Origin of the sequence: Phytoactinopolyspora limicola (genome assembly GCF_011320225.1) — a bacterium.
GTDB lineage: Bacteria > Actinomycetota > Actinomycetes > Jiangellales > Jiangellaceae > Phytoactinopolyspora > Phytoactinopolyspora limicola.
This window is the reverse complement of sequence record NZ_JAAOEN010000002.1, coordinates 655328-667549: the sequence shown is the minus strand read 5'-3', so window position 1 is coordinate 667549 and position 12222 is coordinate 655328. Positions and strand designations below refer to the sequence as shown.

The window sequence follows — 12222 nt, the reverse complement described above, 5'->3', positions numbered from 1 at the left end:
ACTGACGTAGCGTGACTACTGAGTTGACACCGCTGCGCCGGGTAGCCGCCTACGCGATCTGCGTTGACGAGCACGAACGTGTCCTTTTGATGCGAGAGTCGGCTAACTCCGGCACCCCTGGTGTCTGGACGCTGCCTGGCGGGAGCGTCACGCAGGGTGAGCATCCGGAGGTGGCGGTCCGACGTGAAGCCGTCACCGAAACGGGTGTTGAGGTGCGGGTCGAGTCCGTCGTCGACGTCGTGGCAGACACCCGGGAGCTGCGGCACCGCGGCGTCACATTACACACCGACCGGATCATTTTCGGTGCCCGATCGGCCAGCGGAGGTGACCTTCGGATCGGCTCACCGATGGTCGACGAAGCCGCGTGGCTGAGTGTTGACGAGGCAGCGGCGGTGCAGCTACGCCCTTTTGTGGCGCAGGCGTTGAAGCTACCGCTGTCGGCGGTCGACATGCCCCCGGAGCAGATGCCTGAGCTTCCGGGATTCCACATCGTGGAGTCGAATGGCCGCCCGACTGTGCAGCGGTTTGCCGTCTACGGGCTCGTGCGAGACCCGTTCGGACGGGTGCTACTGACCCAGGTGGCCGACGGATACCCGGGAGCGGGTTCCTGGCATCTGCCCGGTGGCGGGTCCGACTTCGGTGAGCAGCCCGCCCAGGCGCTGCTACGCGAGCTGGAGGAGGAGACGGGACAGGTGGGGCGGGTTCGAAGCTTGCTGGGTGTGGCCAGCCATCACGAACCAGCTCAGGTCGGACCCGAGGGTTTCCCCATCGATTGGCACGGCATCCGCCCGTACTACGACGTCGCCGTCGACGACCCCGGCACCCTGAGGGTGGTGGACGAGGGTGGGTCTACCGTCGGGGCTCGGTGGTTCACGCCGGACGAGGCGTCGTGGCTGTCGCTTACCGCCGTCACCGCGGAGGCCTTCGACGCTGCGAAGCTTTCGAGCGAGATTCCCCGGCGGTGAGCTGAACTCAGGCGAGCACGGTGTCGAGCGCGAGCGTCGCCATGTCGGAGAAGCTACGTTCTCGGTCTTCGGGTGGGAGTTCCGCACCGGTCACGATGCTGTCGCTCACCGTGCACACGGTCAATGCGCGGGCGCCGAACTTCGCTGCCAGCGTGTACAACGCGGCGGCCTCCATCTCCACCGCCAGCACGCCATACCCGGCCAGCCGGTCACGCAACTCGGGGCGGTCGAGGTAGAACGAGTCGGTGCTGAAGATCTGTCCGACATGGTGGCGCACACCGGCGGCTTCGGCCTGTTCGACGAATGCACGCAGCAAGGTGAAGTCGGCGTGTGGGGCGAAATCGAGGCCCTCGAACCGTAGGTGGTTCGCCGAGGAGTCGGTGGCGGCGCTGATGCCGACCACGAGGTCGCGGATGCCAACCGACTCCACGAGCGATCCGCAGGAGCCGACTCGGACGAGGGTACGTACGCCGTATTCGGCCAGTAGTTCATGGACGTAGATGGACAGCGACGGTTGTCCCATGCCGGTGCCCTGGACGGATATCCGACGCCCACCGTAGGTGCCGGTGAATCCCAGCATGTTGCGGGTAGTGGAGTAGCAGATCGGCTCATCGAGGTACGTGGTGGCGATCCACTCGGCTCGGAGGGGGTCGCCGGGTAGCAGTACGGTGTCGGCCACCTGGCCGGGTTCGGCGGCGATGTGAGTGCTCACCTGGGTGACGTTACCCGCCCGGCCGTCGGGATGAGCCGCGAGAGTCCGACGGATCCGGCCACGATCACCGAGTTGGGGGCAGAAATCCGGCAACGATCATCGGGGTGGTCGGTGGTCGGTGGTCGGTGGTCGGTGGTCGTGCCGACCGCTGACCTCTCACCGCCGGCACCCTCGACCTGACGCGGCGTCTAAGCTCGAAGACTGTGGACGACACGTTTTCGTTGCCCGGTCCGTTGGCCCTGTCCCGGTCGACAGCCGACCGGATCGCTCATCGTCGCGGTGACACCGCATGGCTGGACAAGGCATGGCACGATCCGGCCACCCGGGTGCTCGTTGTCGACGGTGGCCGGGTGGCCGTCGCGGGCGGGGCGTTGTCGTACGTCGCACCGGCCGATGCGCCCGATGGCGAGCGGTATCTGCTGGGTGCTGAGGACGGCACGGTTTATATGGCGGTTCATGCCGCCGGTGCCCTGGGCGAGCCGGGAACACCGACGGACGGAACCAGCGGCCTCACGTTGCGCGAGGTCGGGGTGTCACTCGACGACCGCGACGCCGGTCTCGCCGTGCACGCGATCTCGTTGGCCAACTGGCATGCCACACATTCGTTCTGTCCACGTTGCGGCCGACCTACCGAGGTTGCGCAGGCCGGGCACGTGCGGCGGTGCGCCGCGGACGGCTCGGAGCACTATCCCCGGGTCGATCCCGCGGTGATCATGCTCGTCGTGGACGAGAACGACCGGTGTCTGCTGGGCCGCCAGCGCTCGTGGCCGGAAGGACGGTATTCGACACTGGCCGGCTTCGTCGAACCAGGCGAGACTCCCGAGCACGCAGTGGTCCGGGAGGTTTACGAGGAAGCCGGCATCACGGTGACGTCGTGCCGGTACGCCGGTGCTCAGCCCTGGCCGTTTCCGTCCAGCCTGATGCTCGGGTATTACGCCACGGCGACCGGGGAATGGCCCCGGCCGGATCGCGACGAGATCGACGAAGCGCGCTGGTTCAGCCGCGCCGACTACGAAGCGGCGCTGGATAACGGGGACATCAAGACACCGACGTCGTTGTCTATCGCCAGCCGGTTGATCCAGGGCTGGCTCGGGCATCCGTTCCCCGGCTGACGGCACCCCGTCGTAGGCGCGGCACAGCGTACGTCGCCTGAACGTCTCCGGCGACGGGCGACGCGAAGAGTAGTACGGAGGCCGCGCCACCCGGGCCTAGGGGCGGGCGCCGGCCAACTCGGCCAGCCGCTGCTTGACCTCCGACGGGCGGGGGTTGGTGAGCGAGCTGCCGTCGGCGAACACCAAGGTTGGGACGGTCGCGTTGCCGCCGTTCAGGCTCATGACCAGTTCAGCCGATGCCGGGTCGGCCTCGATGTCGACCTCGTCGAAGGTGATGCCGTCGCGATTGAGCGCACCCTTCAGACGGTGGCAGTAGCCACACCACGGCGTGCTGTACATGGTGAACTCGGTCATCGACGCTCCTGCGTTCGTGGACGGGTGGGTCTGGGTGTCACTCGAGACAACACCACATGTGCACCGCGTGTTCCTCGATGTCGGCCGCAGGTGCCAGGATGGAGCCCATGGCTGTTCCCGACGTGCTCTCCGCCCTGGACCCAGAGCAGCGGGAGGTGGCCTCCGCACTGTCCGGTCCGGTCTGTGTCATCGCCGGTGCTGGCACTGGCAAGACCCGCGCCATCACGCACCGCATCGCCCACGGTGTGCTGACCGGCACCTTCGACCCACGTCGTGTGCTCGCCGTGACCTTCACCACGCGGGCAGCGGGCGAGATGCGGGGGAGGCTGCGCTCGTTGGGCGTCGAGGGGGTTCAGGCCCGGACGTTCCACTCGGCTGCGCTGCGGCAGGCACGGTATTTCTGGCCGCAGATCACCCGGGCTGAACTACCGGAGATCACCAGGAGCAAGCTCTCCATCGTTGGTACGGCGGCCAGCCGGTGCCGGGTTGCTACCGACCGTGCCGTGTTACGCGATCTAGCGTCTGAGATCGAATGGGCCAAAGTCAGCAACGTCCTGGCGGAGCAATACGCGGCCGCGGCCGACGCTGCTCATCGCGAGGTGGCAGGTATCGACGCCGAGACCGTCGCCCGCGTCTACGCAGCGTATGAGGACATCAAATCCGATCGCGGCCTGATGGACATGGAAGACATTCTGCTGGCAGCGGTCGGGTTGCTCGACGCCAACCCCGGCGTAGCCGAGGCGGTCCGGGCGCAGTATCACCATTTCGTCGTCGACGAGTACCAGGACGTCTCCCCGTTGCAGCAGCGGTTGCTGGATCTTTGGCTCGGTGATCGCGACGACGTCTGTGTCGTGGGTGACGCCGCCCAGACCATCTACTCATTCGCCGGTGCCCGTCCGGACTACTTGCTGGAGTTCGCTCGGCGTTACCCGTCGGCGACGGTCATCAAGCTCTTCCGCGACTACCGCTCCACTCCGCAGGTGGTGGACGTGGCCAACGCGGTGCTGCGCAAGGCGACGGGCAACGGCGCGGGGGTAACTCTGCAGGCGCAGCGGCCGCCGGGACCCGGCGCGGTCTTTCTCGAGCATCCCGACGAGGTCGCGGAGGCCGAGTGGGTCGCCGCGGAGATCGGCCGGCTGATCGCGGCCGGCGTGCCGGCGCGAGAGATCGCGATTCTGTATCGGGTCAACGCCCAGTCCGAGAATTATGAGCAGGCCCTAGCCGACGCCGGCATTCCCTACGTGGTGCGCGGCGCCGAGCGGTTCTTCGACCGCCCCGAGGTGCGGCAAGCCGCGATGCTGCTCAGGGGGGCGGTTCGGGCGGGGGAGTCATCTGACGACGCGCCGGACGCGGCAGCGGCCACCCAGGCGATCCTGCTCGCCGCGGGGTGGTCGGCCACCCCGCCGGCGGGAGGCGGTGCCGCCCGTGAGCGCTGGGAGTCGTTGGCGGCGGTGGTGGCGCTAGCCGAAGACGTCGTCGCCGCACGGCCCGACGCTCGCCTGGTGGACGTGGTCAGCGAGTTGGAAGCGCGCGCCGCTGCCCAGCATGCCCCGGTGGCAGACGGTGTGACACTCGCCTCGCTGCACGCGGCCAAGGGTTTGGAATGGGACGCGGTGTTCGTGGTGGGTGTTCATGAGGGCACATTGCCGTTGAACTATGCGGAGACGCCGGAGCAGATCGAGGAGGAGCGGCGCCTTCTGTATGTGGGCGTCACCCGGGCCCGTGAACACTTGGCGGTCTCGTGGTCGCAGGCCCGGCAGCCGGGCGGGCGTGGCTCGCGGCGGCCCAGCCGCTTCCTCGACGGGCTGCGGCCGGGCGGGACGGCCCGGGTGGCTCGGAAGGGCCCCGCTCCAACCGGGAGCCGCCGCCGAGCCCCGGCCCGTTGTCGGGTGTGTGGGGCCGCTTTGGTCGATGCCGCATCACGCAAGCTCGGTCGGTGTGGCGAATGCCCGTCGTCGATGGACGAGGCACTATTCGAGCAGTTACGAGAGTGGCGGCGGGAGCGGGCGCAGCAGCAGAAGGTGCCACCGTACGTCGTGTTCACCGATGCCACCCTCACCGTGATCGCCGAGACCAAGCCGGCCGATGAGACGGCCTTGATCGCGATTCCCGGCGTCGGACGGACCAAACTCGACCGTTACGGCGCGGACGTTCTGGAGTTGTGTCGCGATGCCGGCGCCGTCTAGTAGGCCGCGTCGGTGATCGTTGCCGGTTTTCTGCCCTCAACCCCAGTGATCGTTGCCGCTTTCGGGTCGCTATAGCGACCCAATCGTGACTTCGATCACTGGGGTTGAGGGCAGAAAACCGGCAACGATCACCGGGAGGGGGGACGGGGCGGCTGTCGTGGCGGACGTCACCTACCGATCTTCTGCAAGTAGTCAAAAAATATGTTGCCCCTTACTTGGTGAGCCGATAGTGTGTGCGTTACACGCCCGATAGAGTTGAGCGTGCCCGCGAGCCGGATGTACCGGACCAAGATCGAGAGCGAGAGGAGGGGAACCCAGTGATGAACTTCGAGACGAAGAGCCGCATCGCCATTGTCGACTGCGTGCGCCTGGCTTCCCTCCGTGACCGCTCCGCGTTCCTGGGAGATCGCGCCGTGTCGCCCATCGAGGCTCCGATGACGGGTGCAGTGCGTCCGCAGCTGGTGCAGGGCGGCTATGGCCTGGCGCAGGTTCACACCGGCACGAATAAGGGTGATCTGGGTCTCCGTAGTTTGGGTCCGCCGATTTGATCTTGTAATCGGCGCCTCCAAGGCTGCGGACCCCGACCCCGGGATCCGCAGCCTTTTTGTTTGCCCACTATCGAGATCAGCGAGAGGAGGTGACCGACCACATGATGCTGGCGAGCGTTCTCGACAACGTGCTTGTCGCCGACGAGGACATTCCTTGTCGCACCGACCCGGAGCTGTGGTTCGCCGACACACCGGCGGACGTCGAGCTAGCCAAGGAGTTGTGCCGGACCTGCCCAGTGCGGGCCCAGTGTCTCTCCAGTGCAATCGACCGGCGCGAGCCCTGGGGCGTTTGGGGTGGCGAGCTGTTCGAGTCCGGCGTTGTCGTGCCCCGCAAGCGTCCTCGTGGACGGCCCCGAAAGACCCAGCTGGCCGCGTAAACCGTGCTGACTGGTCATTTGAACGTGACGAGGAGTTGATACCCGTGAACCCGATCCGCGACGAGTCGACCCGTAACCCGACCGACCTGATGTTCTGGAGCAATGACGTGAATCTGTTGAACGAAGACCTCGCGCGGGAGCATCGCCGCCAGATGCGTGAGGAAGCGCAGGCCCATCGCCTCGCCTACCGCCTGAGAACGGCGCGTCGACTAGAGCGGCGCGCGGCACGCGCCGCCCAGCGTGCCCGTCGGTTGGCTGCGGCCGCCGTCGCGGCCTCCAGCCGGGTCTGACGGGTCCCGGTAGTTGTACGTCACGTTCGATCGACCAGTACCTGCGGATGGCGATCGCCTGGGAGCTAGAGCCGCACCAACAGCGGCCGCATCCCGGGTGGTCGGCTACGCAGGTCCACCATCACCGAACCGCTGGGCCAGGTGATCGAGTAAGCGAAGGAGCCGCCAGGTGAGCGCCTGGCGGCTCCTCTTTGTGTTCTGGGCGACGACGGGGTGCCGGGCTAGCGATCTGTTCCCGGTCGATGGCCCCGGCGAATCAGCCTGCGGCCAGGCGTTGCTCAGCTGACGGGTGAGTCGGCGTCGAACCCTGGAACCCAGCGGGCGAACTCGGCCCGGAACGGCCCCTCGGACCCAAGCTGCGACAACACACCCACACCACCCAGCCACACGCGATGCACGAGGAGATACGCCGGGGGCACGTTGAGTTTGAGGCCGATCGTGTACCCGGGGCGGCGTGGATCGTTGATCCGGCTGAACTGCTCGCGCATCCACTCCCGGCTGAACCGGAACCGCTCGGTGGCGGCCGGTTCGAGGAACGGCGCGAGGTATTCGTAGAGCCCTTCCGGGTCGATGGTGATGTGCGGCAAGATGAAGCCTTCGTCCCGCAGCCCGTCGAGCATCTGCTCGGTGTCTCCGGCCAGGGCCCGACTGATCAGTTGGCCGATCGATGGTGGCAACCCCTCGGGCAGCCGGGCCACCGCGCCGTAGTCGAGCACGCCGAGCCGGCCGTCGGGCAGCATCCGGTAGTTCCCCGGGTGCGGGTCGGCGTGGAGAAGCCCAGCCCGCTCCGGTCCGGAGAACAGGAATCGGACGTAGAGCAGACCAACTCGGTCCCGTTCCGCGGCCGATCCGTGTGCGATGACCTCGGAGAGCGGGGTGCCGTCCAGCCACTCCGATACCAACACCCGCCTGGCACCGTGGACGAGCTGCGGTACCGCGAAGTCGGGATCGTTCTGGTATGCGAGGGCGAAACCGTCCTGGGCGTCGGCCTCCAGTCGGTAGTCGAGTTCTTCGAGCATTCGGTCGTGCAGTTCGTCGAGTATCGCCTTGGCGTCGACGCCGGGAACGAGAGAACCGAGGGTCCGGCCAAGCCGGCTGACCTGGTTGAGATCGGAGCGCAGCGCATCGTCGGCACCCGGGTACTGGATCTTGACGGCGACATCGCGGCCGTCGTGCCATACCGCGCGGTGTACCTGGCCGATGGAGGCCGCGGCCGCCGGTTCGTCGTCGAAGGAGACGAACGACCGGCGCCACTGATGGCCGAGGTCGTCAGCGAGCACCTGATGGACGGTGGATGCCGCCATCGGTGGGGCCGATTCTTGCAGCTTGGTGAGTGTCTCCCGATACGGTCCGACGATCTGCTCCGGGAGGGCGGCCTCGAGCACGGACAAGGTCTGGCCGAACTTCATGGCGCCGCCCTTGAGTTCTCCGAGGACCTTGAACACTTGCTCGGCGGTGCGGCGTTGAACATCGGCGGTGACGGCATCGGCGGACTGGCCGCTGAGCCGGCGGCCGAGACCGAGTGTGGCCCGGCCGGCCGCACTCAATGGCAGGCTGGCGAGTTTGGCAGCTCGGGTGACGGCCCGGCGCGGCAGATCGTTCACACCTTCATTGTGCCGCGTCGGCCCCGCCGCAGTCGCATTCCGGGTGTGGCCGCCAGCTCTTGCGTCGGGGAAGACCGTAGGGAAGCTCCACGGTGATGGTGCCGTTGATCGAGGCCACGTCGTATCCGTCGAGGAACGCGAGGACGTGTCCAGCAGCCAGTCCGGCGACGGTGGTGGCCAAGCTGGTATCACACGGCGGAGTGCGCGGTGATGTGCGAGCGATCCGGTCGAGCACTGTCGGCCAGTCGCGGTCCCGGTCCGTGCGGTGGAGGTCGAGGCAGCGCAGGCAGGCTGAACTGCCCGGCACGACGAGCGGCCCGACCAGCCCGGCGATTTCGACGACATGGACGAGCAGATGGGGGACGTCAGCATGCAGCAGACTGGTCGCTACCGCCTGGTGCTCGGCTGCCTTGGTGGGTGCGAGGACGACAAAATCCGGCTGCGCTTCGGATGGGGAGCCGCGTCGTGGCCGGCGCGGCAGAATCGAGCCAAGGGAGCGGCCCCGCGGCAGGCCGACATGTGCGGCCGGGTGGCCGCCGGGGGCGACATCGGCTGCGTCGACGAGTGCCTCGTCGTCGACGCCGACGTCTCCGATGCCCCCGGCGGCGAGCAGGCGCGCGACCGTGGCACCGATGCGGCCGGCACCGATGACCTCGACCCGTTTGCGACCGCGTCGGGTGAAGGTGGCGTGGCCACCGTCGGTGCTCCGGTCGACCAAGCCCAGGCTGGCCCGGTCGGGGGTGCTCTCGGCTGGGAGACCGTTGCTGTCTGCGGTGACATATTCGCCGTCGACGGCGGCGCCGGCCGAGACGAGCATGTCGACGATGCGGTCGGCAATCTGTGGGTCGCCTCCGGCCGCGGTGGCGAGGTCTCGGAGTGTCGGCAGGGTGTTGTGGCCGTCCAATGCGCGAAGGACGGCCGCCTCGATCGGGCCCAAGCCGCCGATGACCAGCGCCCGGTCCGGCGTGGTGCCGATCTGGACGGTTGTGGCGTCTCGCCACACACATGTCAGTGCAGGGTGCAAGAGTGGACGCACGCGCAAGGACCTCCCCGATCACCGTGCTCGCGAGCCCGGCGTGCGCCGTGACCACGCCAGGCTAACGAGTGCCGGCGCGGTGGAGTGCCCGCGCCAGCCGAACACACCACATTTTGCCGCGTCGGGCGTCGATCGTGTCTTCGCTGTCCACAAGCAGCGGCGGGGCCTCAGCGCCGCCGGTGCACGCGCGCACCTTCCCCGTTGTGCGCGTGAACGCCGTCGTTTTCCGAGACCCCGCCGGGACTACTACGGGCATTGCGACCCTGGAGGCACAGGGATTTCCGAGTGGGTGGCAAGGAGTTGAATGTTCCCCCGTGCGTGACCTGAGGTGGTGCTTCTGTCCGTAGGTTCTGTTGTGAACGTACGGCGACGCGCCGGTGTCTGCAAGCCGAATGGCATGTTGACATCCACGGTCTGTGGATAACCTTGTGGAGGAGTTGTGTAGGGAACCGGTCAATGCTGTGGATAGGCGGTGGGAAGCCTGTTGATGGAGCGATGTTCAAGCAGCGATCTTGGCTGTGACCTGGACGTTCTTTGTCCACCAGGTGTGGACGAAGAAAATTTGAAAAAACTCGGCGTGTCGACTCGACGCCGGGTGGTGGGCGGCCCTGGCACAGTGTTACTCGTGAGTTATCCACAATCTACCCACAATGGGCATATGGTGCGGTTTACTGCACGTTAGTGTCCCGGTGCACGACGCTCGTTCCCGCGAGGAGCACAAGCGGCACCGCCAGCACCACCCGGCGCGTGTGCCGGGGTACCGGAGAGGAGGCGTCACCCGCACGCACGGCGGCATGACTCGATCTGGCCCGCCGTGGTACGTCCGAGCAACCCGAGGGGGTGCCCGGTGGACCTTCTTCACCGGCCCGCGTCGTCGCCCGGCTGCCGGCCCGCATCCTTGCTGGCGCCAGGCACCAGTGTCGCGTCAGCCTTCCAGGTCGGCGCACCGGACCCACATCCGCTGGCCCGCCGGCGCCATGGGTCATCCAACATCGTCCGGGCGCGACCGTGACCATCGACGACACCAACGACGTCGAGATACGTCGCTCGGCCCGGCGGCGGCGAACGGTGACCGCCTACCGAGAAGGCGGGCGCATTGTTGTGTGTGTGCCGGCTGGGTTCAGCCCGGCGGAAGAACGCCGGTGGATCGCCGTGATGGTGGAGCGGATCCGGACGAAGGAACAACGACGACAGCCGTCCGACGAACAACTGCTGCAGAGAGCCCGTGACCTCTCGCGCCGTTACCTCGACGGGCGAGCCGCACCGACGACCGTTCGGTGGAGCGCGGCACAGCAGAGCCGGTGGGGTTCCTGCACGCCGAGCGACGGCACCATCCGGCTATCGGAGCGGTTACGCGGCACACCTTCGTGGGTTCTCGACTACGTCATCGTCCACGAACTGGCCCACCTGCTGATCGGCAACCACGGCGACGACTTCTGGGAACTCGTGGGTCGTTATCCGCGCTCGGAGCGGGCTCGCGGGTTCCTCGACGGTCTCGACTACGCGGCGAACTCCCCCGGGAGTACCGAGGAATAACTTCACCGTCGGGCAGCTGACCGAATCTGCTCACCGGGTGTCGTCGTCGCCGGTTGGCGGATCGTCGGCACCCGTCTCGTCGTCGGAGGTCTTTTCGTCAGCCTCCGCCTCGCGGTCGGTGGCCCGTTCAGCGGCCCCCGCCTCGTCGGAGCTGCCACCAGTGTGGGAGTCGCCGGCGTCAGCACCAGCGTCGGTGTCGGACGACGCGAGGGCATCGACCAGTTCGGACACGTCGACGAACTGGTCGCGGGCGAGAAAAGCCGCGGGGTCGCTGAGATCGTCGGCGGATGGCATCAGGTCTGGATGGGCCCAGAACGCATCTCGTCCCGTGACGTCGCCGTGGTCGCGGACCGCCGCCCAGAAAGCGGCCGCCTCTCGCAGCCGCCGCGGCCGCAGCTGTAGGCCGACAAGTGTGGCAAACGTCTGCTCGGCCGGTCCGCCGGCCGCTCGCTGCCGACGGACCGTCTCGCGCAACGCCCCGGCTGACGGCAACCGGTCCGCGGTGGCCTGTGTCACGACGTCGTCGACCCAACCCTCCACCAGTGCGAGGGCCAGCTCAAGGCGTTCGAGTGCGGCCTTCTGCGCGGGTGTGGTGGGAAGGTCGAACAACCCACCCTCGAGCGCGGCCTGAAGTGCTTCGGGGTTGCTCGGATCGATGTCGCGAAGCTTCGACTCGATGGCCTCGGTGTCGACGCTGACGTGCCGGGAGTATTCCTCGATGAGGGACGTGATGTGGGAGCGCAGCCACGGCGCATGTGAGTACAGGCGGACGTAAGCGGCTTCCCGCAGCGCCAGGTACAAGAACACGTCGCGGGACTCGACGCCGAGCCCTTCGCCGAACGCACGGACGTTGGCCGGCAGGAGCGCCGGGTGCCCGTCGGCCAGCGGGACACCGATGTCCGATGAACCGCAGACCTCACTGGCCAGCTTGCCGATGCTCTGCCCGACCTGAGCGCCCCACATCGAGACGCCGACCTGTTGCAGCATGCCGACCAGTGGACCGGCCGCCTGCGCCATCTCCGGTGGCAACGACTTGCCCATAGCGTCGGCGACCCTGGCGGCCACGGGTTCCACGAGCGCACGCCAGGAACGCTGCGTGCCCTCGACCCATTCGGCCCGGCTCCACGCGCGTGGAGCGCCTCCGGTGGCGGGGAACGAGGTGGCACCGTCCAGCCAGGTGTCGGCCAGGCGGAACGCGTCGTCCACCTCGCGGCGGTCGGACCCGCCCACCGAGCGGTCGCCACCGGCGGCGACGACGTCGCGCGCAGCGGAGTTGGCGAGATCCCAGTTGACCGGGCCGCCGGACCAGGAGAGCATCTTGCCGATCTGCTGGAGCATCTGGCCCAGATCCGGCGTGCCTTGTGGGCCACCGGAACCCATCATTCCAAATAGTGCGCTCAGAGGGTCGGTAGGGCCGGACCCGCCAGCGCCCTGGGTGGGCTTGTTCTCGTCGTCATCGTCGTCGGGTCGGAAACCGAAAGGGACGTCACTCATAGCAGGCC

12 protein-coding genes are annotated in these 12222 nt (G+C 67.6%); 7 read left to right on the top strand and 5 right to left on the bottom strand.

Features of this window, described 5'->3' with window-relative positions; genetic code table 11:
- The first annotated feature begins 11 nt into the window (after positions 1–11).
- Positions 12–965: an NUDIX hydrolase gene (locus tag G8760_RS08775; protein ID WP_166349812.1), complete on the top strand. Its 954-nt coding sequence runs from the start codon at positions 12–14 to the stop codon at positions 963–965.
- A gap of 7 nt (positions 966–972) precedes the next feature.
- Here the strand turns inward: G8760_RS08775 and deoD are convergent, their stop codons facing one another.
- Positions 973–1677: a purine-nucleoside phosphorylase gene (gene deoD, locus G8760_RS08770; protein ID WP_166349809.1), complete on the bottom strand. Its 705-nt coding sequence runs from the start codon at positions 1675–1677 to the stop codon at positions 973–975.
- A gap of 203 nt (positions 1678–1880) precedes the next feature.
- Here deoD and nudC point away from each other — a divergent pair, with 203 nt between their 5' ends.
- Positions 1881–2789, top strand: coding sequence for an NAD(+) diphosphatase (nudC, locus tag G8760_RS08765; protein WP_207782159.1), 909 nt, complete (start codon positions 1881–1883; stop codon positions 2787–2789).
- 96 nt (positions 2790–2885) lie between these two features.
- On the opposite strand, the gene G8760_RS08760 is transcribed toward nudC, so the two are convergent.
- The gene (locus G8760_RS08760; RefSeq protein ID WP_166349806.1) at positions 2886–3143 is read right to left on the bottom strand and encodes a mycoredoxin; all 258 of its coding nucleotides are present in this window, start codon (positions 3141–3143) and stop codon (positions 2886–2888) included.
- 107 nt (positions 3144–3250) lie between these two features.
- Here G8760_RS08760 and G8760_RS08755 point away from each other — a divergent pair, with 107 nt between their 5' ends.
- The 4 genes from G8760_RS08755 (at position 3251) to G8760_RS08740 (ending at position 6544) form a co-directional block, all read left to right on the top strand.
- The gene (locus G8760_RS08755) at positions 3251–5329 is read left to right on the top strand and encodes an ATP-dependent DNA helicase UvrD2 (RefSeq protein ID WP_207782158.1); all 2079 of its coding nucleotides are present in this window, start codon (positions 3251–3253) and stop codon (positions 5327–5329) included.
- A 317-nt stretch (positions 5330–5646) separates the two neighbouring features.
- Complete coding sequence (locus tag G8760_RS08750; protein WP_166349800.1) at positions 5647–5877, top strand: hypothetical protein; 231 nt, start codon at positions 5647–5649, stop codon at positions 5875–5877.
- A gap of 104 nt (positions 5878–5981) precedes the next feature.
- A complete protein-coding gene (locus tag G8760_RS08745) occupies positions 5982–6254 on the top strand; it encodes a WhiB family transcriptional regulator (RefSeq protein ID WP_166350068.1) in 273 nt (90 codons plus the stop codon).
- Positions 6255–6298: 44 nt separating this feature from the next.
- Positions 6299–6544, top strand: a complete 246-nt coding sequence (locus tag G8760_RS08740) for a hypothetical protein (protein WP_166349797.1) — start codon at positions 6299–6301, stop codon at positions 6542–6544.
- Positions 6545–6822: 278 nt separating this feature from the next.
- On the opposite strand, the gene G8760_RS08735 is transcribed toward G8760_RS08740, so the two are convergent.
- Together G8760_RS08735 and G8760_RS08730 are read right to left on the bottom strand one after the other, a co-directional pair.
- Positions 6823–8148 (bottom strand): ABC1 kinase family protein, encoded by a 1326-nt coding sequence (locus tag G8760_RS08735; protein WP_166349794.1) that lies wholly within the window; start codon positions 8146–8148, stop codon positions 6823–6825.
- Between the two features lie 4 nt (positions 8149–8152).
- On the bottom strand, positions 8153–9151 hold the full coding sequence (locus tag G8760_RS08730) for a TOMM precursor leader peptide-binding protein (RefSeq protein WP_166349791.1): 999 nt from the start codon (positions 9149–9151) through the stop codon (positions 8153–8155).
- A 1047-nt stretch (positions 9152–10198) separates the two neighbouring features.
- On the opposite strand from G8760_RS08730, the gene G8760_RS08725 reads away from it, so the two are divergent.
- Complete coding sequence (locus G8760_RS08725; RefSeq protein ID WP_425502299.1) at positions 10199–10720, top strand: M48 metallopeptidase family protein; 522 nt, start codon at positions 10199–10201, stop codon at positions 10718–10720.
- Between the two features lie 30 nt (positions 10721–10750).
- On the opposite strand, the gene G8760_RS08720 is transcribed toward G8760_RS08725, so the two are convergent.
- Positions 10751–12214: a zinc-dependent metalloprotease gene (locus G8760_RS08720; RefSeq protein ID WP_166349788.1), complete on the bottom strand. Its 1464-nt coding sequence runs from the start codon at positions 12212–12214 to the stop codon at positions 10751–10753.
- Positions 12215–12222: the final 8 nt, after the last annotated feature.